Source organism: Anaerotignum sp. (genome assembly GCF_030625865.1).
GTDB lineage: Bacteria > Bacillota > Clostridia > Lachnospirales > Anaerotignaceae > Chakrabartyella.
Map to the genome: position 1 here is coordinate 19,632 of NZ_DAOUQB010000018.1, position 25,398 is coordinate 45,029.

At 37.8% G+C, this 25,398-nt stretch carries 21 protein-coding genes; 4 read left to right on the forward strand and 17 right to left on the reverse strand.

Annotation, left to right across the window (positions count from 1 at the left end):
- Positions 1-92: 92 nt before the first annotated feature.
- From P9Q65_RS06830 to P9Q65_RS06885, 11 genes are all read right to left on the reverse strand, one after another.
- Positions 93-1,100 (reverse strand): HD-GYP domain-containing protein, encoded by a 1,008-nt coding sequence (locus P9Q65_RS06830; protein ID WP_304508622.1) that lies wholly within the window; start codon positions 1,098-1,100, stop codon positions 93-95.
- 497 nt (positions 1,101-1,597) lie between these two features.
- Entirely contained in the window at positions 1,598-3,640 is a 2,043-nt protein-coding gene (locus P9Q65_RS06835; protein WP_304508623.1) for a methyl-accepting chemotaxis protein, read from the reverse strand.
- 918 nt (positions 3,641-4,558) lie between these two features.
- On the reverse strand, positions 4,559-5,992 hold the full coding sequence (locus P9Q65_RS06840; protein ID WP_304508624.1) for an alanine/glycine:cation symporter family protein: 1,434 nt from the start codon (positions 5,990-5,992) through the stop codon (positions 4,559-4,561).
- Between the two features lie 52 nt (positions 5,993-6,044).
- Positions 6,045-7,214, reverse strand: coding sequence for a trans-sulfuration enzyme family protein (locus tag P9Q65_RS06845; protein ID WP_304508625.1), 1,170 nt, complete (start codon positions 7,212-7,214; stop codon positions 6,045-6,047).
- 73 nt (positions 7,215-7,287) lie between these two features.
- Positions 7,288-8,091, reverse strand: coding sequence for a MerR family transcriptional regulator (locus tag P9Q65_RS06850; protein ID WP_304508626.1), 804 nt, complete (start codon positions 8,089-8,091; stop codon positions 7,288-7,290).
- 293 nt (positions 8,092-8,384) lie between these two features.
- Positions 8,385-8,807, reverse strand: coding sequence for a hypothetical protein (locus P9Q65_RS06855; protein WP_304508627.1), 423 nt, complete (start codon positions 8,805-8,807; stop codon positions 8,385-8,387).
- A gap of 683 nt (positions 8,808-9,490) precedes the next feature.
- Complete coding sequence (locus P9Q65_RS06865; RefSeq protein WP_304508628.1) at positions 9,491-10,426, reverse strand: thiamine pyrophosphate-dependent enzyme; 936 nt, start codon at positions 10,424-10,426, stop codon at positions 9,491-9,493.
- Positions 10,427-10,439: 13 nt separating this feature from the next.
- Entirely contained in the window at positions 10,440-11,612 is a 1,173-nt protein-coding gene (gene porA / locus P9Q65_RS06870; RefSeq protein WP_304508629.1) for a pyruvate ferredoxin oxidoreductase, read from the reverse strand.
- A 14-nt stretch (positions 11,613-11,626) separates the two neighbouring features.
- Positions 11,627-11,938 (reverse strand): 4Fe-4S binding protein, encoded by a 312-nt coding sequence (locus P9Q65_RS06875; protein ID WP_304508630.1) that lies wholly within the window; start codon positions 11,936-11,938, stop codon positions 11,627-11,629.
- Positions 11,935-12,513, reverse strand: a complete 579-nt coding sequence (locus tag P9Q65_RS06880; protein ID WP_304508631.1) for a 2-oxoacid:acceptor oxidoreductase family protein — start codon at positions 12,511-12,513, stop codon at positions 11,935-11,937. The genes P9Q65_RS06875 and P9Q65_RS06880 overlap by 4 nt, the downstream gene beginning before the upstream one ends.
- A gap of 425 nt (positions 12,514-12,938) precedes the next feature.
- Positions 12,939-14,117, reverse strand: coding sequence for a trans-sulfuration enzyme family protein (locus P9Q65_RS06885; protein ID WP_304508632.1), 1,179 nt, complete (start codon positions 14,115-14,117; stop codon positions 12,939-12,941).
- Between the two features lie 181 nt (positions 14,118-14,298).
- Here P9Q65_RS06885 and P9Q65_RS06890 point away from each other — a divergent pair, with 181 nt between their 5' ends.
- From P9Q65_RS06890 to P9Q65_RS06905, 4 genes are all read left to right on the forward strand, one after another.
- A complete protein-coding gene (locus P9Q65_RS06890; RefSeq protein WP_304508633.1) occupies positions 14,299-15,201 on the forward strand; it encodes a LysR family transcriptional regulator in 903 nt (300 codons plus the stop codon).
- 203 nt (positions 15,202-15,404) lie between these two features.
- A complete protein-coding gene (locus tag P9Q65_RS06895) occupies positions 15,405-15,872 on the forward strand; it encodes a pyridoxamine 5'-phosphate oxidase family protein (protein ID WP_304508634.1) in 468 nt (155 codons plus the stop codon).
- Between the two features lie 59 nt (positions 15,873-15,931).
- Entirely contained in the window at positions 15,932-16,627 is a 696-nt protein-coding gene (locus P9Q65_RS06900; protein WP_304508635.1) for a radical SAM protein, read from the forward strand.
- 135 nt (positions 16,628-16,762) lie between these two features.
- Entirely contained in the window at positions 16,763-18,076 is a 1,314-nt protein-coding gene (locus P9Q65_RS06905) for an MATE family efflux transporter (protein ID WP_304508636.1), read from the forward strand.
- Positions 18,077-18,731: 655 nt separating this feature from the next.
- On the opposite strand, the gene lpdA is transcribed toward P9Q65_RS06905, so the two are convergent.
- From lpdA to P9Q65_RS06935, 6 genes are all read right to left on the reverse strand, one after another.
- On the reverse strand, positions 18,732-20,453 hold the full coding sequence (gene lpdA, locus P9Q65_RS06910; RefSeq protein WP_304508637.1) for a dihydrolipoyl dehydrogenase: 1,722 nt from the start codon (positions 20,451-20,453) through the stop codon (positions 18,732-18,734).
- A 98-nt stretch (positions 20,454-20,551) separates the two neighbouring features.
- Positions 20,552-21,880 carry a dihydrolipoamide acetyltransferase family protein gene (locus P9Q65_RS06915; protein WP_304508638.1) on the reverse strand — a complete coding sequence of 443 codons (1,329 nt, stop codon included), beginning with the start codon at positions 21,878-21,880 and terminating at the stop codon, positions 20,552-20,554.
- A 74-nt stretch (positions 21,881-21,954) separates the two neighbouring features.
- The gene (locus tag P9Q65_RS06920; protein ID WP_304508639.1) at positions 21,955-22,950 is read right to left on the reverse strand and encodes an ATP-NAD kinase family protein; all 996 of its coding nucleotides are present in this window, start codon (positions 22,948-22,950) and stop codon (positions 21,955-21,957) included.
- A gap of 24 nt (positions 22,951-22,974) precedes the next feature.
- Entirely contained in the window at positions 22,975-23,943 is a 969-nt protein-coding gene (locus tag P9Q65_RS06925) for an alpha-ketoacid dehydrogenase subunit beta (RefSeq protein ID WP_304508640.1), read from the reverse strand.
- Positions 23,940-24,926: a pyruvate dehydrogenase (acetyl-transferring) E1 component subunit alpha gene (gene pdhA, locus P9Q65_RS06930; RefSeq protein WP_304508641.1), complete on the reverse strand. Its 987-nt coding sequence runs from the start codon at positions 24,924-24,926 to the stop codon at positions 23,940-23,942. Before pdhA ends, P9Q65_RS06925 begins: the two co-directional genes overlap by 4 nt.
- A gap of 36 nt (positions 24,927-24,962) precedes the next feature.
- A complete protein-coding gene (locus tag P9Q65_RS06935; protein WP_304508643.1) occupies positions 24,963-25,325 on the reverse strand; it encodes a Lin0512 family protein in 363 nt (120 codons plus the stop codon).
- Positions 25,326-25,398: the final 73 nt, after the last annotated feature.

Sequence of the window (25,398 nt, forward strand, 5' to 3'; positions counted from 1 at the left end):
CAAAATCCAATGGATTCTTTAAATAAAAAACCCCCGCTCTTCTTACTCTGCTGAAAAGCAGAAATATTATCGGAGCAGGAAGCTTTCATTGCTTAAGTTATTATTTTTACAATAGTCAAATTAAAAACCTTCATTAGATCTATTTTTTCTTTGGTTTTGGTAATGACAACCTTGGGTCTTAAGTGATGTACATGGTTTTGCTTAACCACGATCGCCTCTTGCCCATCAGAAAGCTCCACGGTAATTCCAGTGGGATAAGGAGAAATATACTCCATGGCTTTTTTCACACAGCTTACGTCAAACATAATGTATGAATTGGACATTAGATATTCAAGAGCATCCGCTGGATTCATGGCTTTTCTATAAACCCTGTTGGAAACCAAAGCATCATATACATCACATACATGGATAATCTTTGCATATATATGAATATGTTTTCCTATTAGACTACGAGGATACCCGCTCCCATCTTCATTTTCATGATGTGAAAGAACAGCATTCTTTACCAGGCCTGAAATCATAAAATTATCTTTGATAATGTTGTACCCCTCTTGGGAATGGGAACGAATAATATTCATTTCTTCATCTGTCAATTTTTCTTTTTTATTTAAAATATCAATGCTTATGTTTACCTTTCCAATATCATGAAGCAACGCTGCCTCTGAAAGCTCTTTCAATTGGGTATAGTTTAAGCCCATACCAATTCCTAAAATAACCGATAAAACCGCAACATTAATGCAGTGTATATAAGTATAGTTATCAAAGGATGCAATGTTTACCATATCAACGGAAACATCAGATTTATTGAGCAATTCATCTACAATGGAATGCGCCATAAGCCTACAAGAATCAAGATTAAACGATTTCAGCGCTTGTACGGTACTTCTTTTAAGTTGCTCGGAAAGCAATTCAGTTACAATAATTTCGTTGGAAATGTCATCATAAATATATAGACCCGCATACCCAAGGACAGCTAATTTTTGAATATAAGCACGTTTCAAAATCGTATTCGCATTAAGAAGGATGCTTCCGGTATCGTTATACACAGGAATCGCCAATATTGAGTTTTCTTTTATTTGTTGTAATGGTAAATATCGCATCTACTGCCACCTAATTACTTTCTCTTATCTACGAATTTGCCTCTGAATATCCACACTAATTTGTTACAACAACTGTTAAATACACATCTTGCTCTGGCTTTCTACATATTTCTGTAGTATTACATTAAAAGTTTATAAGTATAACATTTCAAATTTTTTGAAACTTCAAAATTTGGTAAATATTTTATTTGGCGAACAATAACAAAAGGAAAACCAACTGGAAATCAAAACAAGTTACATTTTCTTATGAAAAAATGTAAACTTTTGTAAAAATATAAACAAAAATTATTGTACTTTATTATGACTTTTCTGTCGAATCTATTTTACCAAATATCTACAAAAAATGCAAATTACATTTAAATTGTTTTAAATATAATTCTTATGATATACAGGAGCTCTAATTCATTACTTCCCCTCATAATTGTATCTAATAAAAAATCACCATGTTCGATGGTGATTTTTTATTAGATACAATTATCTTAATTTTTAAAAGCTTTTCAATTTAAATAATTATCATCCAAACCATCTGATGGAGAATGGGCTTCCTCTTCTTGAATGGGATTGTCTGATATATTTCTTAGCCTAAAGCTGCTTACAAGCTCTTGCAGCAATTGAGCTTGACTAGTTAGCTCCTCACTTGCCGCAGCACTTTCCTCAGCGGTAGCACTATTTGTTTGCACAACAGCAGAAATCTGCTCAATTCCTGTAGTAATCTGGATAATAGATCTAGTTTGGTGTTCAGACGCAGAAGAAATTTCACCTATCTTCTGTGATACAAGCGTGGTTTTTTCAACCGCGGAATCCAAAGAATGTGCAGCCAAATCAACAATCTCTTTCCCTTGATTAACAGCTACAATTGCACTTTCAATAAGTACTGTTATATTTTTTGCCGCTTCAGAAGATTTTTGGGCAAGGTTACGAACCTCATCAGCCACAACAGCAAATCCTTTTCCTGCTGACCCTGCCCTTGCAGCCTCAATGGCAGCATTGAGTGCAAGAATATTTGTTTGAAAAGCGATAGCATCAATTGTTTTTATAATATTACTAATTTCAGTAGAAGCTTTTGTGATATTACCCATGGCTTCCACAATATCTTTCATATGCTCATTGCTTTGAGCAATACCTTCACTTGCATTAAATGAAAGTGTATTTACAGCCCTTGCATTATCAGTATTTCGCTTTGCCTGTTCCGAAATTTCTACAATAGTTGCAGATACCTCTTCAATGGAAGAAGCCTGTTCCGTAGCGCCTTGGCTTAGTGACTGCGCTCCATTGGAAACTTGTTCAGAACCAACGAATACCTGCTCTGCCACATGGGTAATATGGGAAAGTGTTGAATTCTGCTGATTTATTACATCTTTTAAAGCAGTTAAAATCCCACTATAGTCTCCTTGATACGCATCGTCATTCGTACTACTAACAGTAAAATTACCATCCGCAAGATTACTGAGTATATATTTTATATCGTTAATCACCATGTTCTGACTTTGGACTATAAATTGCATTGCCTCCGTCAAAATGCGTGTTTCATCTTTAGCCGTTACCATAGGCACTTCTGATGAAAGGTCGCCCTCACCAAGACATTTCAATCTGTCCGCACAAGCAGTAATTGGTGTTGCAATTTTTGTTCCAAAAGACCTCATTATGAAAAAAGCAATCAATATAAGCCCAAGGCATATAAGCGTACATATTATGGCATTTGTATATGTAGACTGCAAAAAATCTTTGTCATCAACATATATTCCCAGTGACCATCCATCAGTGGAATCAATCGGAGTCATAAAAATCATTTTCTTTATATTTGCAAACTCAATCTCTCCAAAACAAGGTTCCCCATTTACAGCAGTTTGCTCAACAACTGCAAGTTTTTTCATACTGGGGTCATTTGCAGAAAGTTCAATATTATTTTGACCAGAAATCACCTGGTTATAATCACCATTGGCAATGGTGGTTCCTTCTTCATTAATAACATAAGCTCTACCACTTTCTCCAAATTCAATTTCATTTGTAATATTTGAAAGATATGTTCCATCCAAAATGCCCATAACGCAGCCTTCGATAAAACCATCCTGAATGCCATCCTTCCACAAAGGCGCCGATACAAGTATTTGTGCCCCTTTGCCATCAGAAGTAGTTCTTGGATAATCAAAGTATACCTCACCCTTCATTGCCCGCTGAAACGCTTCCGTATTTGCATAATTATTACCGTCAAGTCCCTTACCATTTTTATCCGTTATGGTTGAAGATAGAAAATCATTTTTTGACGTAGTGCTGTCCAAAATCTTCTGCTTGTCTGCCACTGCACTATTACTGTCGACAAGAACACTATTAACACCAAGTTCTTCTACGGCATTTTCTACAATAAGTAGCCTGCCTTCCACAACATTAGCTGCCGTAGCCGTAGTTTCTTCAAAGATCTCTCTTACTGTTTTCTTCGTGTTTGCAATACTTGTTAATGTTAAAATCAAAGTAATTAACGCCATTGAAATAAACAAAATCAATGACGTAGATAAAACAATTTTCTTTTTTAGGCTATGCATTTTGTACCTCCTCTTAAATTTGAATCATTTGTCGTGTTTTGTAACTTGAAAAATTTCCCAATAAACATTATCCCATATATGTTATCTCGTCTTTAATTGAAAAAAATAAAGCCTTATTACATTAAAATCCCAAATAACATGTTAAAATCCCATTAAGTTCTGTTAAAAATGTATAAATTCCCTATTCCCCTTCGTGTCTATGCAAGAAAAAACCTACAGATACCCGGCATTTATTTCCTTTAAGCGCTAACAAAAAAAGCCTCTGCCCACGCAAAAGCCCGCATCACACACAATATTGTAAAACATCTAATTCTTGTCTTTCTAAATGACAAAAAACGCTCCCAGTACTATTTCCGCAATAACACCCTCTGTGTTGACTCTCTTGGAAAACAAGCATATATGTACGCAGGAAAAATCACCATAACAGGAATAGCCAACCCTGTAATCCAAAAATAAATAGTATCTCCTATATTTATTGTAAAAGCAAAACCAAAGGCACCAGACATCATAACTGCAAGTCTAGTCCCAAAAATTAATCCCTTATCTTCCGCTTCTTTGTTAATAACCCGTTTTATGATATCGTGCTGAAAATTGCATTCCAATCATCGGCACATTGCGGATCATTAAGCTGATGGCAACAGGTATTCTTATCCATTCATTTTAGTAGGACGATACGGAATATGACAATATACCTCTTCTTCGCCACATTGTAAAAACTCTGACATCGCCGAAGTTATATCCGTTAGCTTTCAAAACAGCCATAACCTTCACGTTTTGTTTAAGTAAGCTTTTTATTTTAAAAGTTATACTTTGAATTTTCAATAGAAATTTTTACCCATGCCCTCTTAATGAAATCCATTATATTCTCCCGCTAAAAATGCCCTAAGAAATCCTCTTAAGGCATTTATTTCGTACTTTTTAGTTTTTCATATCTTGCTCTATAGTTTCAAATGAAACCTTTTCCGGATTTTTTCCTGCTTTTAATTCAGGGATAAATCGTTTCCAGAAATCATTGTATAATCTGAATATTTCTTTCCGTTTTGCATAAATAAATGTCAAAGTAATGATTACATACATGGCACTTAAAATATCCGTAACTGCCCAAAGCATGTCCGCTTTTATATTGTAGAAGACAAGGGCTGGAATTAAGAAATATACCATATAAACCGGAGTGAATTTTTTATTCAGCTCTGTATCTCCAAGGGCATAATTGACTGACTTTGCACAACTATAATACATACCAATAATCGTAGTCCATGCAAAAATGGAAATTGCACTGGCCATAAAATAACCGCCAAACTTACCATAAGCTACTTTAAACGCAACTGTAGTTAACTGCGCACTGGTAATACCGGGGAAATCAATATATGAATTGGTTAGAATAATCGTTAATGCTGTAACTGAACAAACTACAATGGTATCTAAGAAAACTTCACCCCATCCCCAAGAAGACTGACGTACAGGATGATCTGTTCGTGCTGCTGCATGGGCAACAATACCATAACCGGTTCCCGCATCATTGGAATAAAGCCCACGGGCAATTCCGTATCTTACCGCATCTCTAACGGTAGCACCTGCGAAACCACCAACTCCGGCCATAGGACTAAAAGCACTTTTAAAAATCAGTGCAATACCGCTAGGAACGGCATGAATATTCATAATTAAAATTCCAATTCCAGACAATATGTAAGCCAGAGCCATAAAAGGTACTACTTTTTCCATAACACCGGAGATTCTCTTTAACCCACCTGCAATTGTTGCAAAGCATGAAACACCAATTACAACAACGGAGATAATGGGAGGAATTTGAAATGCTTCATATAAAGAACTGGTTACTGATTCTGTTTGAACCGCGTTCGTCCATGGTCCAAAAACAAATACAAATACAGCAAGTATAATGGAACCTGTTTTCCAGCCAAGGGCATTCTTCATAACGAACGACCTGTCACAAAGATATTCATCCATTGACTTTTCATACTTTACTCTGTATCTTTGACCTAAAATAATTTCACATGCTTTTGTACTCATTCCCAACAATCCTGACATCCACATCCAAAAGATTGCGCCAGGTCCACCCATGGTGATTGCAGTTGCTACACCACCAATGTTCCCTACGCCAATGGTATTGGCCATAGCGGTACATGCCGCTGCAAAACCCGAAACTGTTCCCTCTCCTTCGCCGCCTTTGAACATTTTACCAAATGTGTTTTTGAAATGAAACTTTATTTTCGTAATGTACGCAAATCTAAATTTAATTGTAAGATAAAGTCCTGTTCCCACCAATGCAATTGTCATAGGTGTTCCCCATAAAAAATCTGAAATCGCCCATAATACTTTTAAGATATTATCCATCTTATAAAAACCCCTCCGTTTTAATAAAAACTTGATCTGTAACGCATTATACTTACTTAAATACCTCCAGTGCTTGGTTTAAGTCCTCAATTAAGTCTTCTGCATCTTCTGCGCCTGTGGAAATTCTAATGAGCCCTTCATGAATGCCCATTTTTCTCAACTCCTCCTCTGTAAATTCATTCCGAAAGGCTGTTGCAGGGTGAGCTAATGTAGTTCTTATTCCCCCTAAGGTACCTAAATACTTAATTATTTTAAGACGATGGATAAATTCGTCAACTTTTTCTCTGTTGTCTTCTACGGAAAAGCTAATCATTGCGCCATAGCCATAGGAAAAAATTTGACAGGCCAACTCATGCTGGGGATGATTTTTTAAACTTGGATGATATACATACTGAATTTTTGGGTTTTTGCTTAACGCTTGTGCAACAAGAATTGCGTTATCCAATTGCGCTTTCATTCTTAAACCCATAGTTTTGATACTTCTTTGCAAAAGCCATGCTGAATTTGCATCCAGTGATGCACCCAATAATAAGTAGCTTGGTTTAATTTTTTTAATCATAGCACTGCTTGAGGTAACAGAACCACCGGTCACATCGCTATGTCCGCCAAAAAACTTTGTCAAGCTATGGATTACAATATCTGCTCCAAAATCAAGGGGCTTAATCACAAAAGGTGTGGTAAATGTACTGTCCACAACAACTATCGCACCATATGAATGCGCAATTTTACTGATTGCTTTAATATCAACAACGAGTGTCAAAGGATTGGCAATGATTTCTGTATAAACTACTTTCGTATCCTCTTTCATGGCATTTTCAAATTCAGTAATATCTGTAAAATCCACCAAAGAAACATGTACTCCAAAGCCTTCCAGTATCTCTATCAGCTCAATTGTTTCTCCATAAATACTTTTATTAAAAACTGCATGGTCCCCACATTTTAAAAGTCCTAATACCGTAGTAGAAATAGCACCCATTCCAGAGGAACATATTAAGGTGTCCTCACCATTTTCTAAATAAGAGATGGCCTCCGCCAACCCATCTCTATTGGGATTTGCAGTTCTGTTATAAAAATATTTTCCTCCATTGTTAGCGAAATCATAATCTCTGGTATCATCAATGATATATGCTGAGGAGGGATAAATTGCCGGTGTTTCCGGATGAATTGCCCCTTCCCGATCCTCTGTTCCTTTGTAAAGAATTTCTGTATTTTCCTTAAACAACTAACCCACCGCTTTCTTGATTTTTCTTTAACAAAATCCTAATTCTTATACCTACTATAAGGTCAATTAGTACTTATTGCCAAAGAAATATCTGCACTTCGTACTGGGCATTAGAATAATCCACTAAGTTATCTTCAAATTCCATAGCCAATACCAACTTGGGTTTGGGTCTGTTGCCAAAAAACTCTGTAAGCATATTAATATCCCAGCTTTCCGATAAAGCCTGGGTTTGAAAACACAAATACTCTCCAGCCGGAATTACATCATACAATGACTTATCCAAATCAGGCTTTTCTCTAAAGTATACAAAATACTCTCTGGGGTAAAATTCTTTTTTTAATAACGCTTCCACATCTAGTTTATATCCATACTGCCTTCTAAATTTTGAGTTGACATATTCATTTTTACTTTTTGCCCCTGCCAAGCGAATTTCCATCTGGGGTAATTGTTCTTTATAGAAACAAGGAACACTTAAAATATACCTTTCTTCTTTCTGAACTTTATATAGATTGTCTAAAATTTCGCTCTTATTTATATAAGTAAAATAATCAATATACCATTCAATATCTTTGATTCTTTCCTTCGTTTCCTTTAATTCCTGTATTGCTTCTTCTCTTTTTTTCCTCAAATAAGGTAACAGTAATTCAACACTGCCACTGTGTATTATTTTTCGAATATCTTCAAGCTGCATACCAAAGCTCTGAAGATACCTTATTCGATCAATATAATGAAATTGGTTATAGTAATAATATCGATAACCTGTAATTTCATCGGTAAATCCCGGAGAAAGCAACTTAATTTTATCATAGTAACGTAATGTTTGTGTAGAAATTCCTAACAGGGATGCTGTTTCACCAATCGTAAATTTCTCTTTCACGATTTCACCTCTTAATTCCTTAAAATTCCTCTTATTATAACCTTAATAAAAGAAGAATTTCAATAGTAAGCCCTGAATTAAAGGCTACCTTCCAGTGCCATTCCCTTTTTGAGAACACAAAAAAGACGATATATAAAATTAAATCGTCTTCTTTGCTATAGCTATAAATTTAAACCATTTATTGAGGAACAACTTCGCAAACATAAATTCCTTATTAATTTTCTTCATCTCTGATATAAAACCAACTTGTGTATACTCGGATTTGCCGCTGATTTTGAAAATATTTTTAAAACTTATTGTCCCTCATACACATCTGATATTATCCAACTACCATTTTTAAACTCCGAAGTCACCTGAACATCAGCACCCCAGCTTCCATTAGAATTTCCATCAAAAGATACGTCATAAAAATACCAGTAAACTGATTTGGCTCCTGTAAACCAGTGAAAAGTAAGCACAGGAGTACGAAAAGAAATTTCCCATGCCTCTGGGTATGTATACTTATTTATAGCATATTTATACTTATAACATAATTCCTGAAAATCTTCATCTGAAATCATCTCGGGTTTTGGATTAATTTTATCTGGCATTTCATTCCCTATACGTATTAAGTTATCAATTCTTAAACTAATAAATACAGAAAAAAGGCAATAAAAAATAATAAACAAATAGAGACAAAATAGAATTTTCTTTTTTATTGTAATTGTTTTATTCATTTTACTCCTTCTTTTTAAGCAATATAATAACTGAAAATATATGATTATTTCAAATCAATACTGATGTACCTGGTACATATATAGTATATTTAATACTAAAATAAATGTCAATAAAATTATTTTAAATATAAGTTAGATTGATGAATTGTCAAGTCAAGTGCGCCACTTTTGGCTTACTAAAGCTAAATTGGTTCTCTTAGGATAAAATGCTCTCAAAAGACCATTAGAATTTTCATTGCTACCACATTGCCATGAAGAATAAGCATTGGGAAAATAAAGGATTAAACCGAGCTGTTCTTCAATATTTTTGCAACAGGCAAACTCTTTGCCACGGTCTGTCGTGCCGGTCTTGAATGCAGTATATAATCGACTTTTTCGTTCTAGAGATGAAGCTTTTGTGGGATTTTCGATGGAAATAGCCCGGTGATAACAATTCTTGTATGCGCCCTCGCTCGTATGTGGTAAAATAGTGGTAGCCCATAATGTTGCCTTCGTTTGAATGTTGTCTCGATAACTCCATTCTACATGATGGTCTCCATTATGGGCTATTTTTTTACCCTATTAGTGTGGTGAATTCATTTTACAATCTAACTTATATGAAACGCATTACGTCGAACAGCACTTTAGAAAGAACCGTTCGACGTAAGTTTATAAATATTTTTTATGTGGGTTTTTATAGAATTTTATTTTTCGCCGCAAAGAACCAATAAATCAATCCAATGGCGGTTAACTTCTTCTTGCATCTTTTCGACCATCCATTCATTACCCGGCTTTAACATATGGGAAAAACGCCCTTGCGCCTTTAAATAATCTTCAACCGGCAATTTTGTTTTCGGTTTATAACTCAAAAAATATTTTCCATCAATCACTTCATAAAGGGGCCATACACAAGTATCAACTGCCAACTTTGTAATTGTCATCAATTCCTCTGTCTCATAACGCCAACCTCTGGGACAAGGAGCCATAACATTTAAAAATGCAGCTCCGGGTGTGTAAATCGCCTTATGTGCTTTTTCAGAAATATCCTTGAAATTACCCATAAACGTTGTCTGCGCAACATATGGTACATTATGGGCTACCATAATTTTTGTTAAGTCCTTTTTCTTCTGCAATTTACCGGGGATTACAGCACCAACAGGGCTTGTAGTTGTATCCGCAAAATGCGGTGTGGAGGAGGATCTCTGGATACCTGTATTCATGTACGCTTCGTTATCGTAGCATACATAAACCATGTCGTGCCCACGTTCCATTGCCCCACTCAAACTCTGGAAACCTATGTCATATGTACCGCCGTCACCGCCGAAGGCAATGAATTTATAAGTATCGTCGATTTTGCCACGCTTTTTCAATGCCTTGTAAGCTGTTTCCACACCGGATATCGTTGCTCCTGCATTTTCAAAAGCATTATGGATAAAACTATCTTTCCATGCAGTAAAAGGATACATGAAAGAAGAAACTTCCAAACAGCTTGTTGCAGAACAAACAACAGCCTTGTCCTCAGGGTTTAGGGCACGTAAAACCGTACGTACTGCAATAGGAGAGCCACATCCTGCACACATTCTATGTCCACCGGTAAACCGTTCTTCTTTTTTTAATTCTTCTTTTAAATTGTAACTCATGTTTTATCCCCCCCTATTCCCTTACATCAAGGTAACGATAGCTTTCGCCAACATCACCTGTTTTAACAATTTCATCAAGCTGTGCAAAAACTCTTTCAATGCTTTCTACACGAACATCACGACCTCCAAGACCATAAATAATATTAATCCCCTTCGGATTATTTATATTGGCAACACACATTGCCGCACTAACCTCCGCAAAAATAGGACCACAATGACTGTTAAAGCTATCAGCTTTATCCATCACAGCGAAAACTTTTACATTTTTGAGTGCCCGGGCAATTTCTTCGGCAGGAAACGGACGGAAGGAACGAATTTTAATAAGTCCTACTTTTTCTCCTGTTGCACGTAAACCTCTAATCGCTTCTTTTGCCGTACCAGCAGAAGAACCAATTATGATTATTGCTCTTTCTGCATCTTTCATTTCGTATTCTTCAATCAAATCATATTTTCTTCCTGTCATTTTTTCAAAATCAGCAGAAACACTGCGAATTACATCTTTGGCATCAATCATTGCCTGTGCTTGTTGCCGTTTTGCTTCAATATAGAATGCTGGGGTTGCATAAGGTCCAACTGCCATAGAACCTTTTAATAATGAATATTCGGGTTTGTATTCACCAACAAAATCCTTAACTTTATCATCTTCAACTAATGTTATGTTTTCAATTGCATGGGATGTAATAAATCCATCTTGACAAATCATAATAGGTAAATTAACAGCTTCTGCAATTCGCATTGCTTGTAAATAGTTATCATATGCTTCTTGATTTGTTTCTGCAAACAGCATCAGCCAACCTGCATCACGCACACTCATAGCATCTGAATGATCATTATTAATGTTTATTGGACCTGATAATGCACGGCAAGAAACCGCCAATGTGATTGGCAAACGATCTGACGCTGCCACATAAAGCATTTCATGCATGTAGCTTAATCCGCAAGAAGAAGTTGCGCTAATTGCACGACAACCTGCCGCTTGAGCACCAATGCATGTAGACATAGCACTATGTTCACTTTCAACAGCGATAAATTCTGTATCAACTTCTCCATTATCAACGTAACTTGAGAAATATTGTGGTATTTCAGTTGATGGTGTAATTGGAAATGCACCCATTACATCGGGATTAATTTGTTTCATTGCCACAGCAATAGCTTCATTCCCTGACAATCTTTCTCTGATACCCATATATTGCAACCTCCCTATTTTTCGTCTTTAATCATTGTAATTGCATCAAACGGACAAACTTTTGCACAAATGCCGCATCCTTTACAAAAAAACAAGTTAAATTCTCCACGACGACCATCTTCTTCTACCGGTATTGACATATCAGGACAAACAGGAACACAAAGCATACATTGTTTGCATTTTTCCATATCTATAACCGGTTTAATTGTTCTCCAATCACCTGTGTTTACTAATTCAGCACTACCCCCTTCAAAAACGCTGCAGCCAAGCGTAATTTCTTTCCAAGTAATTGTTTCATTAATGTCTTTTGCTTTTAAGTTACTCACCCTACTGTCACCTCCTCCATAGAACGTTTTAAAGCTTCCATATTACCTCCAATAACTTGTGGTTTTGTTGCAAATTTATGATGGAAAGATGCGTCCATATCTTTAATAAATTCTTCAACCGCAACTACACCTGAAACTTTAACAATTGCTGCAAGCATAGGTGTGTTGGGGAAGTTTTTGCCTAATGTTTCTTGGCTGATTTTGCCTGCATCGATTGTACAGACTTTCCCTGCATAGCCTCTAAGCAAAGGACGAAGCTCTGCGGGAGTCTTCGCACTATTGATGACAATTGCGCCTTCCGCCTTAAGCCCAGCAGTAACGTCAACAGCACTAAGTAAAGTTTCATCTACAACGACCACATAATCAGGGTAATAAATATTTGAATGAACACTGCTTCTTTCTGAACTGATTCGATTATAAGCAGTAATCGGAGCGCCCATTCTTTCCGGTCCATATTCAGGAAAACCTTGTACAAATTTGCCAGTATTAAAAGCTGCATCTGCTAATAACAATGATGCTGTTTTTGCGCCTTGCCCACCTCGTCCATGCCAACGGATTTCTACTATGTCTTTCATCTTAATCCTCCTTAAACATATTTCTAAATAACGATAAAACTTTTATGGATTTTTATTATCTATAATTTTCAGAAAATCTATTAATTTATCCACATCTGCCATGTTATTAAAATAATGTAATCCTATTCGTACTAATTTTCCGTTTTTAAAGCAATGTGCTCTAATTCCATATCTCATTAACATCTCATCTGCACCTATGGCAATATAATACTTAATTACTTGCACTACAGCTTCAAGACACAATATGCTTAATTCTCCCCATTCAAAACGACTTACATCGGTTTTAAATCTAAAACTTGCAGGGTTATCAATTTCGTTTATAAACAATGTAATAAAGAAAAAGGACGGTTAATCTTCCGTCTCTTCTTCTGTTTTAACTGCTGTATTCCCTTTGCCGAAGCATTTTTAGTGATTACAGAATCTATTTATATTAAATTACAAGCTAGAAATGCTTGCTGTAAATCTTCAATCAAATCCTCCGCGTCCTCCAAACCTACGCTAAACCGGAAGAAGCCATCTTGAAAAATTTGAGGATAATGGGGCAATTTATCGCTGTTTTTATCATAATAAACAATCAGGCTTTCAATATCACCTAAAGATACGGCATGAGTAACCAACTTTAATTCATTTAGAAACTGCTGGTGTGCCCGCTCATCTCCTTTAATGTCAAAAGCAATCATACCAGAATACTGACCGTGCATCAGCTCTTTGGCTCGATTATGTTGTGGATGGCTTTCTAAGCCTGGATACCAGACAAATCTAACTGCTGGACTCTTCTCTAAAAATTCAGCCACTGCCAAGGCAACACGACTATGTTGCGCCATTCGCATAGGAAGGGTTACCAATCCCCTAGCAATTAGCCACGCATTAAAGGGACTTAAAATGCCTCCAAAATTCACCATGGCAATTTCCTTTACCTGTGTTAACAGCTCTTTTTTGCCTAGCACGCAACCCCCCAGCGAATCACCATGACCATTTATGTACTTTGTCATACTATGAATTTCTAAATCTGCTCCCAAACGAAGAGGAAAGAGGCTTACTGGTCCTGCAAATGTTGCATCTATAGAAAGCAAAGCACCAGCAGAATGTGCCAATGTTGCAATTGCTTGTATATCACTGATTTCCGTCGTTGGATTTCCAGGTGTTTCTATATGAATCAAGCGTGTATTGGGACGAATTGCAGTACGTATCGCCTCCGTATCAGTTGAATCTACAAAAGTTACTTCTATATTATACTTTTCCGGCAAATACTTACGAAACAACAAATTTGTTGCACTATAGCAGACTTCGGAAACAATTACATGATCACCAGTGTTCAAAAACGGTACAAATACACCAGTAAGCGCCGCAACACCACTTGCAAATATTGCGCAGTCTTCTGCACCGGTTAAAGCACAGAGTTTGTCTTGTAAAACCATTTGGTTAACATTGCGATTTCTAGCATAAATATTGCTCTCCGTTCCACTCCAATCCACAGGAGTGCCATCTGTGGGAATGCGATAATTCGAAGTCATATAAATAGGTTCATTAATGGCTCCAAAGGTGTCGTCTTTTCGAATACCACCATGTACAGCAGTCGTTTGTGTCCTCATTGATTGATTCATTACATATTCACTCCTCATCTATTATGTTGGAGAAACAATACTTCATCTCCTTAAAAGCATCATAGCATGCTATGATTAATCTGTAAAACAAATGGTTTTGATTAAAACAATCATTTTTTTCGATTGATTTAACAAGCAAAATATTGTATTATAAAACCATTGAAAACATCTGGAGGCTATCATGGAAATTCGGAATCTAAACACTTTTTTGAAAGTAGCTGCTTTGCAAAACTTTACACAGGCAAGTCGAGAATTAGGTTACTCGCAATCAAATGTCAGTGCACAAATTCAACAATTAGAGCGGGAAGTTGGTGCCCCACTGTTTAACAGAATCGGTCGTAGTGTCTCATTAACTCAATACGGAGAAGAATTACTGCCCTATGCACATCAAATCGTGTCCACTGCTTTACGTATGGAAAGCTTCCTAAGATCCGAAGACGCCCTCGGTGGAACGATACGAATAGGCATGGTAGAATCGCTTTTTAATTTGGTCATGGAAGACACACTTATTAATTATCATCATCGCTTTCCCCGTGTAAAAATTGAAATAACCGTGGATGCTACAGCAACTCTGAAAAATGATTTACAATACGGGCTTTTAGATGCGGCTTGTATTATTGATGACCCATTACCCAAAACTGAATGGCAGTGTTGGCACATGGTTAACGTCCCTATTGTAATTGTTGCCAATCCATTGCATCCACTTTCAACTCAACGCCAAATAAAACTTGAGGATTTGTCCGGACAAGATTTTATTTTAATGGAAGAATCCGCACCCTACAGCGTACATTTTCAAGGTATCATGGCAAACCATCACATTGAATTTCATCCTTTTTTGAAGTTACAAAGTGCAGATATGGCACGAAGGATGGTTGAAAAAGACACTTTCTTATCTGTTCTCCCCCTCTATGCTGTACAAGATTCTATTGCGCAAGGAAAAATCCATATTCTCAATATCCCGGAATCAAATCAGGCACAATCTGTGCAGATGGTTCTCCATACCAACAAAGTTTTGACCCCACAAATTGAAGGATTTATGGAAGAACTGCGAAATATTCTTCAAAGGGTTTTTCCTGAAAAATAAAATGTACGGTCATATTTTGTTAAAAAAATTTTTGACTTTTTTATGTAAGTATGATAGATTTTATTTATATTATTATTTTGCCGCCGGGTAAACGTCTTGATACCATTCCATTAGGCCTTAGAAGGAATGGTGTTAAGGCGTTTTTTTGTTTATTTGAGATATATTCTAAACAACTTGGTGCATCAGGAAGGAGGAAAAGAATCATGTTTAAAGAAATGCGTAGGACTGATAGAAAGCTAACAGAACAGGAATCCGTGCAAATTTTGTATGACAATCAATATGGCGTACTATCTACTGTAAGTATGGATGGCTATCCATATGGCGTTCCAATCAGTTATGTTTATGCAGACGGGAAAATATATTTTCATGGTACAAACGCCGATGGACTTAAAAAGGAAAATATTGAACACAATTCAAAGGCATGCTTCACAGTAGTTGGAAAGACAGAAATTCTTCCATCAAAATTTTCAACAAAATATGAGAGTGTAATTGCTTTTGGAAAGATAAAGGTTTCTGAAAATACTCAGGATATACTAAGAAAATTACTTCAAAAGTATAGTCCAGAGTACTTGGAAAATGGAGAAAAATATATTTCTGCTTCTATGAAAAATGTAACGGTCTATGAATTTGAGATTGTATCTATGACCGGCAAGGCAAGAAAAAATGGTTAGATCAATTTATATATAATAAAAAATTGCAAAAATAGAGCATTGTTTGAGGAGGCTAAACTATGCAAGGATTTGATTATAAAGATATTTATATTGAGGACGGTAAAAGAGTATTGGAAGTAAATATTCTTCCAGAAAAGTATTGTAACTTTGATTGTATTTTCTGTCCGATTGGAAGATCAAAAAACAAGATTGATACTCAAATTACATTTGGTAATGTGACTGAGTCGTTAACTGAGTTAGAAAAAATTATTGAACAAACAAACGCAGAACTTGTCTTAATTAACTCTAAAGGGGAAGCTCTTATACATAACCAAATCCGCAATATTATCAGTTTCATAAAAAACAAAGGACTATCTGTTCGATTGTTTTCCAACGGTTATTTGCTCGGTAGAAAAGACTGTATGGAAATTGCAAATATGTGTGATGAGGTCGTTGGCGAACTAAAGGTAATTACCGAAGAAACTTTTCAAAAAGCACAAAGACCAATTCAAGGGTATACATTAGACCAATATATTTCCAATATGGTTAACTTTCAAAAACAGTACAATGGGAAGTTTATCTTTGAAGTCACAATTATAAGAGGGTATAACGATGATGAAGTATCTGTTCAAAAGCTAAAAGATGTTATTGAGGATATTTCTCCTGATAAATTGATAGTCGTAAGGCTTGAGGAAGAAAAGTTTCAAAAAAAGCTTGGGATCACAGATGAGCGGTTTGCAGAAATTACAAATATGCTTCAAAGTATTGCCCAATAGAATTTGGCATTGGAACAGAACCAATATTATTACTTAAAAATAGCAAAATCAACCCGCCGGGGTTTCTATTGTGTAGTAGGCCTGTGTTACGCAACGCAGGTCTACTTTTTTATTTTTGCATGGAGGTTTCATTTAATGAATAATACAAATTGCTTTAAAGATTTTATAAAATATTCATCACTAAACGTACTTGGTATGATGGGGCTATCCTGCTATATTTTAGCAGACACTTTCTTTGTTTCAAAAGGACTTGGAATAAATGGCTTAACAGCATTAAATCTTGCAATTCCAATATACAGCTTTATTCATGGTAGTGGGTTAATGATTGGCATGGGTGGCGGCACTAAATATTCTATTTTAAAAAGTCAAAAGGACAAAGGGGCGGCAAATCGTACATTTACAAATGCTGTTATATTGGCACTTGGTTTTGCAATTGCTTTTTTTATAATCGGAATTTTTTTCTCTGAAGCAATTGTAGAAATGCTTGGAGCTGATGAGACGGTTTTTCATATGAGTAAAACTTATTTGCAAGTAATCTTACTGTTTGCCCCTATGTTTATACTGAACAATATTCTCTTATGCTTTGTAAGAAATGATGGCGCACCACAGCTTTCTATGACCGCAATGATTGTGGGAAGCCTATCAAATATTGTTTTAGATTATATTTTTATTTTCCCATTTAAAATGGGGATCATGGGCGCAGTTCTCGCTACAGGTCTTGCCCCGGTTATCAGTATATTTGTACTATCTCCTTTTTTCTTTAAAAAGAAAAATTGCTTTCATTTAAAAAAATGTAAAATTTCAAGCAAGTTGATCATGACTATTTTTTCAAGTGGATTACCTTCACTTATCACAGAGGTTTCTTCGGGTATTGTTATCATTATATTTAACATTATTATATTAAGACTGCAAGGAAATATCGGTGTCGCTGCATATGGCGTTATAGCTAATCTCTCATTAGTAGTAATGGCAATATATACAGGTGTAGCGCAAGGGATTCAGCCAATTATCAGTAGTAATTACGGATCTGGGAATCATGCCAATGTTCAAGGGATTTTACGTTATGCTATGACAACCATATTAGTTATATCTGGCATAGTCTACTTCTGTGTATTTTTCGGAGCATCACAGATAGCCAATATATTTAACAGTGAACATAATGCTCTCCTGCAAATTATTGCTGTAACCGGGTTAAAGTATTATTTTACTGCTTGCCTTTTTGCCGGGTTTAATATCATCATGTCTGTTTACTTTACGTCCACTGAATATGCACTCCCTGCGCATATTATTTCTATTCTGCGTGGATTTGTAATTATCATACCTATGGCTTTCTTATTATCGTCAATTGGTGACATGATAGGCGTTTGGTGTGCATTCCCAGCAACTGAATTACTTGTATGTATAATTGGATTTACTTTATATCTACTGCATAAAACTTATATCACCTGATGAAAAAGAGATACTTTGTTCAAACGGCACTTTAAGTACAAAAAGTAGAAATTTTAATATTTTTGTGTCTACTTTATTGACTATTGTCCAGCCAATTCCAAGATTTTAACCATTATTTTTTCATCTTTAATTCCCTATCATGTAGTTTGTTGGTATAATATCTTTTATTGTTATACTAGTATATTTTACATTTTTTTCAAATAATTTGTCTGTGTATGTGTTCGTCAATCAAATTTAAAAGGGGTAGAATATTTGTTTATTATATTGTTAGTTTATAACAAACACAAATACCGATAGAATAATAAAGAAGTGTTCATTCCTTTTTTCTTTTCAGATAATTTTTATCAGTTTTTAAATCCTAAAAATTGCTTCTAAATCTGCACAAAAGCAGTTAATATGTAAATCGAGCAGGAAGAATTACACTCCTGCTCGATACGTGTTTATTATTTAGTTCTGCCTTACTTCTCTGTTCTGGCTTAATCTTGTCACTATTCTTTAGCCATAAAAGCAAAAATTTTTCGCCTTTATAAATGCTGCTGCTAATGTGATAATGGCAAGACCTGCTATTACAAATACTAAATCTTTATACTTACCTTCATCGAAAGTGTAAGAACCACCGTGAAAAATAATGCCATCAAAATTACCATTGTTACAGTTAAAAGTGGATCGACCGTTTTTCTACATTTAGGGCTGCTTCTCGCATGGTTTCTGTAACAGTGGGATGGGAATGTATAGTGGAAATTAATTCTTCCGCCGTTGCTTCCAATCTAATCGCCAAAGCACCTTCTGCAATCAAATCTGTTGCTCTTGGCCCTATGATATGCATTCCCAAAACTTCCTCATATTTCACATCGGTAATGATTTTGACCAAACCCTCGCCCCCGTTTAAAATAAGAGCTTTCCCATTTGCCGACATCGGAAATTTACCAATTTTATACTCAATTTTTTTCTTTTTGCAAGCTTCTTCCGTAAGCCCAACTCCAGCCGCCTCAGGCATCATATATACGCAAGTAGGACTTGTGTTTTCAATATATTGAGAAGAAATCCCGCATATATTCTCCGCCGCCACTTCACCCATAGCAGAAGCCGTATGTGCAAGTTGCGCATGCCCCATTACACAGTCCCCTATGGCATATACACCGGGTACATTGGTTTCCATCTTCTCATTGACAATGATACGCCCTCTATCGTGGCTGACACCGCCCAAGTCTAATTGCAACGCTGCTGTATTGGAACGACGACCGATTGCCACCAATACTTTTTCTGCTTCAAAAGCCACAGTCTTTCCGTCCTTATCCTTGCAAACGACTTTTGCTCCAACTGAGGAGGGCTCTATTGCCTGTACAGGGCATTCCAAATGGAAAGAAATTCCCATTTTCTTCATATGGGCAACACCAACTGCTGTAATTTCCCCATCCATCATGGGCAGCATATGGTCAAGAGCTTCAACTACAGTAATCTTTGTACCAAAACCAGCGTAGGCACATGCCAATTCCAAACCAATTACGCCGCCCCCAATTACCACCATGGATTTTGGTAATGCTTCCAGGCTAAGGGCACCTGTAGAATCGATACAATTTGAATTTTCCTTCAAACCCGGTATGGGTGGCACAAAATTAACAGAGCCAGTAGCCAAAATAATAGCATCCGCTTTCAATTCTTCCTTTTGACCATCTGCCTTTTGTACCAATATGGTTTTAGGCCCAAGAAAGCTTGCTTCACCGTCAATTTTTTTGATTTTATTTATTTTTAATAAGCCCGCAACGCCAGACGTTAATTGTTTGGAAATTGCATCCTTATGGGCGATTACCTGAGAAAAATCCACCTTGAGCCCTGTGGCGTTAATCCCCAATTCTTTTCCTTGGTGTTTGATTTGTTCAAATAGCTCTGCACTATGCAGCAAACACTTTGTGGGGATACAGCCAATATTCAAACAAGTGCCGCCTAAATATTCTTTTTCAATTACCGTAACGTCTGCGCCTAATTGCGCCCCACGAATCGCCGCTACATATCCACCTGGGCCGCCACCCACAATAATAATCGATTTTTTATCAGAACTCTTCGATGCCGTATCCTTGGAAGACTCCTGAATAGGTGTGGTTTCCTTTTGTGCGCCAGCATTTTCTCCAACGTTTTCTCCCGCCTGCCCAATGTATGCAACAACGCTTTTGCAGGAAACCGTTTCTCCGGCAGAGCATAGAATTTTCAGCAATACCCCCTCTTTGTCGCATTCCACATCACTGGTTAATTTATCAGTTGCCACGGAAAAAAGCACGTCCCCTGCTTTTACCGTATCCCCTTCTTGCTTTTTCCATTCCTCAATGGTTCCTTCAGTCATGGTCAACCCCAGTTTCGGCATCAAAACTTCACTTGCCATATACTCAGTCCTTTCTTTTTTATATTTAACTTATAACCTTGCTATTTCCTCTTTTGTAAAAAACGGATAAAGACGTTTGCCTCCATCCGTTTTGTTTTTTATGTAAACAAAAGATACGGGTTTTCCAAAAGCTCGCAAAGACGTTTTAAAAATTTTGATGCCATAACCCCATCAACCACTCGATGATCTGCAGTCAAACAAAGGTTCATCATTGGGCGAATTACAATTTCTCCATTGCGTACCACGGGAGTTTCCACCATATCGCAAACGCCTAAAATTGCCAATTCCGGTTGGTTGATGATGGGTGAAAAATTCGTTATGCCATAAGGACCCAAACTGGAAATGGTAAAGGTGCCCCCTGTCATATCTTCCATACCGATTTTTCCGCTGCGAGCAGCTTCAATCAGAGCCTCCGTTTCCTTCGCAACCTCTACCAATGATTTTGTGTCCACACTCTTGACATTGGGAACAATAAGCCCATCTCCCTTTGCCACCGCTAAACCCACATTTGCATGGATATGTCTTGTAATCATGTAATCTGTAAAGCTTGCGTTGACATCAGGAAACTCCATCAAAACCTTTGCCGCCATCTTCATAATAATATGGTTATATGTTAATTTAACATTGTCTTGTTTGCATGCTTCTTTCAATTTTTGCCGCATTTCTTTCATAGCTGTAGCATCCACAGGGTGTGTGTATGTTACACGGGGAGAGGTATTCCAAGATAATGTCATGTTTGAAGCAATACTCCGACGCAAAGCATTTACTTTTATTGGAGGTAAGTCATTTCCATTAACCTTTGCCACTTCACCCATATCTACATTAGCCGCTGCTAAAACGTCTTTTTTCATTACCCTGCCGTCTACACCAATTTTTTCAATGTTCACACCCAATTCTTTTGCCAGCTTTTCCGCCATCGGGCTTGTTTTTGTTCTTTCATCGCAATTGTCTTGTTTCGGGTTTGCACAATAATCCTCTACATCTTGCAACGTAATTCGACCATTGGGGCCAGTTCCCGAAACCAGACTAATGTTGATATTTTTTTCTTTTGCCAATTTTTTCGCTGCGGGTGAGGCCAAAATATTTCCTTTTGGAGGTGCCGTAGGAGCGGTTGTTTTTTGCATGGGTTCCGCTTGTGATTTTTCTTCCGCTTTTTCTTCTGCCGTATAATTTTGAGAAACCGCTTCTCCCTCCTTCCCAAGATAGGCAACAGCAGCCTTGCACGCTGCTGTTTCACCGGCAGGTACCAGAATTTTCAAAAGTACCCCATCTGCTTCTGCCTCAACATCATTGGTCAATTTATCTGTAGAAACACTAAATAAAATGTCTCCTTTTTTTACAAATTCTCCTTCTTTAAACTTCCATTCATCAATGGTTCCTTCTGTCATGGTCAGTCCTAACTTGGGTAATAAAACCTCCTGTGCCATAACTCCACCTCCAACTTATATGATTTTTTATGGCAGCACCACACATCTGAATACACAAAATTGTGCGATATTGCCTAGATTCTTTTGAATAAACCTATTTCAACTGCTTTTTCAAGCGTCCTCTTAATCTGAACTCGCCAAGGTCCTCCTTGTGTAATCGCAAACGCCAGACGATCGCCTTTTTTACCACGCAATTCCCGTTCTCCGTCTAACGCCACCATGCAATCCCACTCCATAACCAGTTCCATTGGCGTCCCTAAAGGTAGAAACTCTGCCTTCAAATAGTTCAAGGATGCCAAAAACCCTGCCGCAATCGGTGCAATGATTTCCTCCCCATTTTCTCCTAGGGTTAAGGCTAAACCATATGGGTCGTTATCCTCCACAATCTGAATGCACCCCGCCGCTGAAGAAAATCCGATACTTGCCGGATGGCATCGAGTCACAAAAATATGCTTTAATTTTTCCGCATCCCATATGGCTTTCGCTCCAACCCAAAGATCATCTGTAATCACCGCATCAATTAAGGCAATATCCAAAAGGCTACCATTTTTATATATTTCAATTCGCTTATCTTTCGTACAACATTCCTTTGCGTTTGGCATCAGTGCAATTCCCGCTGCTGCCATCCCCGCTACAGTCCCTTCCACCATAGTAGGGTATACGTTATTTGTTCCTGTGGAAAGAGGAAGAAGGGGAGTGTCCGTTAATCCCTTTGCAACCGCCCGACTTGTTCCGTCTCCTCCCAGAACAATTACACAGCCCACCCCCATTTTTTCCATTTCAGCCGCCGCCCTCGTTGTATCCTCGGAGGTAGCTGTTAGAGGAATGTCCATCACTCTACAATCTATATGTAATTTTTCATCACAGGATAAGTCAGAAATGGCCGTAAAACCCATTTGAAACGTGTCCGGCATAATCCAAACCGAATCAACCCCAAGAGATTGAGCAGCCAATATGATTCGTTTTACGATATTCACTTTTTCTTGGTTGTCGATGGTCGTTGCATAGGAAACCAGCCTGCGAATGTCCTTGCCCGAGGCAGGATTTGCAATGATGCCGATGCTGGACATAAATACCCTCCTTCCTAATACTTTTTAAATCAATGAACGGATAGCACCTAAAATATCTTTTGCATTGGGGATACAAACCTGCTCCAATACCGGTGCAAAGGGAATCGGTGAATCCAAAGCGCCAATACGAACCACAGGGGCATCCAAGAAATCAAACATTTCTTCTGCAATAATCGCAGAAATTTCTCCGCCAAAACCGCCGCGTCTGGTTTCTTCCGTCACAATCACAGCTTTATGTGTCTTTTTCAAAGACTGGGCAAGTAATTCTTTATCAAAAGGATATAAGGAACGAGGATCCAATATCTCAACAGAAATACCGTCAGCTTCCAGTTGTTTTGCCGCTGCCAAGGCTTCATGTACCATTTTGCCTGTGGCAATCACGGTTACGTCATCCCCGGCATGTTTGATATCGCCCTTGCCAAGGGGAATGGGTTCAAAGCTTTCCACATCACCCTTCATGGTATACATTGCTTTATGTTCGATAAACATAACGGGGTTATCATCGTCAATTGACGCTAGCATTAAGCCTAAGGCATCCTGAGGTGTAGAAGGATAAACCACCTTCAAGCCGGGTACATGGGTCACCCACGCTTCTAAAGATTGGGAATGCTGTGCCGCTGCGCTAACACCTGCACCATTTGGTAAACGCACTACCATAGGCATGGAAATTTTACCGCCAAACATATAACGCATCTTAGCTGCTTGGTTTACAAGCTGATCCATACCAACGGTCAAGAAATCGCAAAACATTAATTCCGCAATAGGACGTAAACCCGTCGCCGCCGAACCCACCGCAGTACCAATAATTGCACCTTCGGAAATGGGAGTATCACGTACACGCTTTTCGCCGAATTCGTTAAACATTCCTGCGGAAACACCGAAACACCCACCAAATGCACCAACATCTTCGCCAAACAACAATACATTGGGATTTTCACGCATCCGGATGCTCATGCCTTCTCGGATTGCCTCTGCATAACTCATCTTTTTCATCTTACCCGCGCCTCCTCTACAATATCGGAATAGATGTCCTGTACAACGGATGCAACGTCAGGATCAGGACTTTCTTCTGCGAATTGAATTGCTTCTTTAATTTCATTCTTTACTTGATCAACGCAAGCTGTAAGTTCTTTTTCGCTTAAAATACCATTTTCTTTCAAGAATGCCTCAAATCTGGGAATTGGATCTTTTTTCAACCATGCTGCCTGCTCTTCTTTGGGCTTATAATTTCCGGGATCCCCTTCAAAGTGCCCTCTCCAACGGTAGGTTTTGCACTCAACCAAAGTAGGTCCTTGCCCTTTTCTCGCCCTTGCCACTGCCTCAGATGCCGCTTCATAAACAGCCAAAACATCATTTCCATCTACAGCAATCCCAGGAATTCCATATGCCGCACCACGGTCAGCCACATCTTTGATTGCTTGGTGACGGGATTGACTCATGGAAATACCGTAATTGTTGTTTTCACATACAAACACAATAGGAAGTTTCCAGACTGATGCTAAATTTATTGATTCATGGAAGGTACCTTGGTTTGTTGAAGCATCTCCGAAAAAACAAATACAAACCTGATCCGTCTCACGATATTGTGCAGATAAACCAGCACCAACCGCAATATTATGACCGGCGCCTACGATACCGTTTGCACCCAAAATGCCTTTATCACGATCCGCAATATGCATGGAACCGCCTTTTCCTTTGCAGTAGCCTGTTGCTTTGCCGTACAGCTCTGCCATCATAAATTTCAGATCGCCGCCTTTTGCCACAATATGTCCGTGTCCTCTATGGGTACTGGTGATGTAATCCTCATCGCTAAGGCAAGCACAAACCCCTGTAGCAACCGCCTCTTCCCCTAAATATAGATGTACAAAGCCCGGAATCCTTCCATCTGCAAACAAGGTTTGTGCCTTGCTCTCAAATTCACGGATGCGCAACATCCGCAGATACATATCCTTCATGACTTCCTTAGGTACTTTCATTTCATAACCTCCTTTAAAATATTGTTCAAGAACGCCTTATGGCTCCAGAATCCAAACCTCCACCGCCGCAATGGCAGCCTCGATACTTTCATCTTTATCGCCAAACCTTGGTATATAAAGTCCCGGTACCTGCAATCCTCCTTTTACCGCCTTAACCTCAACTTCTCCAATCGGTAAACATTTTACAATTTCCTCAGAATCTGCTTTTTCCGGACTTGACATAGCCACAGTGACTTTAATTTTTACCGACTTGTCCAAGTCTTCCAACCCCAAAACCTCTGTCAAGCCACACAGACAACTTCGAGAAACTGCATCCCGTACTGCTTTCACTGCTGCCTTTCCTGCATCCTGACCATGGAAATCCGTGCCGATTCCAAATTCAATAATATAACGCCCCATACCTCACCTCCATTCACATATTTCTATCTTATTAATAAGCAATCTTTGTGCCATAACGGGTAGATGAAATTCT

Excerpts from the sequence above, each read along its gene's own strand:
- P9Q65_RS06895 (WP_304508634.1), top strand. The coding sequence starts at position 15,405 with ATGTTTAAAGAAATGCGTAGGACTGATAGAAAGCTAACAGAACAGGAA.
- P9Q65_RS06830 (WP_304508622.1), bottom strand. The coding sequence starts at position 1,100 with ATGCGATATTTACCATTACAACAAATAAAAGAAAACTCAATATTGGCG.
- porA (WP_304508629.1), bottom strand. The coding sequence starts at position 11,612 with ATGGGTATCAGAGAAAGATTGTCAGGGAATGAAGCTATTGCTGTGGCA.
- P9Q65_RS06835 (WP_304508623.1), bottom strand. The coding sequence starts at position 3,640 with ATGCATAGCCTAAAAAAGAAAATTGTTTTATCTACGTCATTGATTTTG.
- P9Q65_RS06890 (WP_304508633.1), top strand. The coding sequence starts at position 14,299 with ATGGAAATTCGGAATCTAAACACTTTTTTGAAAGTAGCTGCTTTGCAA.
- P9Q65_RS06935 (WP_304508643.1), bottom strand. The coding sequence starts at position 25,325 with ATGGGGCGTTATATTATTGAATTTGGAATCGGCACGGATTTCCATGGT.
- P9Q65_RS06855 (WP_304508627.1), bottom strand. The coding sequence starts at position 8,807 with ATGAATAAAACAATTACAATAAAAAAGAAAATTCTATTTTGTCTCTAT.
- P9Q65_RS06880 (WP_304508631.1), bottom strand. The coding sequence starts at position 12,513 with ATGAAAGACATAGTAGAAATCCGTTGGCATGGACGAGGTGGGCAAGGC.
- P9Q65_RS06885 (WP_304508632.1), bottom strand. The coding sequence starts at position 14,117 with ATGAATCAATCAATGAGGACACAAACGACTGCTGTACATGGTGGTATT.
- pdhA (WP_304508641.1), bottom strand. The coding sequence starts at position 24,926 with ATGAAAGTACCTAAGGAAGTCATGAAGGATATGTATCTGCGGATGTTG.
- P9Q65_RS06925 (WP_304508640.1), bottom strand. The coding sequence starts at position 23,943 with ATGAAAAAGATGAGTTATGCAGAGGCAATCCGAGAAGGCATGAGCATC.
- P9Q65_RS06900 (WP_304508635.1), top strand. The coding sequence starts at position 15,932 with ATGCAAGGATTTGATTATAAAGATATTTATATTGAGGACGGTAAAAGA.
- P9Q65_RS06905 (WP_304508636.1), top strand. The coding sequence starts at position 16,763 with ATGAATAATACAAATTGCTTTAAAGATTTTATAAAATATTCATCACTA.
- P9Q65_RS06840 (WP_304508624.1), bottom strand. The coding sequence starts at position 5,992 with ATGGATAATATCTTAAAAGTATTATGGGCGATTTCAGATTTTTTATGG.
- P9Q65_RS06920 (WP_304508639.1), bottom strand. The coding sequence starts at position 22,950 with ATGTCCAGCATCGGCATCATTGCAAATCCTGCCTCGGGCAAGGACATT.
- P9Q65_RS06865 (WP_304508628.1), bottom strand. The coding sequence starts at position 10,426 with ATGAGTTACAATTTAAAAGAAGAATTAAAAAAAGAAGAACGGTTTACC.
- lpdA (WP_304508637.1), bottom strand. The coding sequence starts at position 20,453 with ATGGCAAGTGAAGTTTTGATGCCGAAACTGGGGTTGACCATGACTGAA.
- P9Q65_RS06915 (WP_304508638.1), bottom strand. The coding sequence starts at position 21,880 with ATGGCACAGGAGGTTTTATTACCCAAGTTAGGACTGACCATGACAGAA.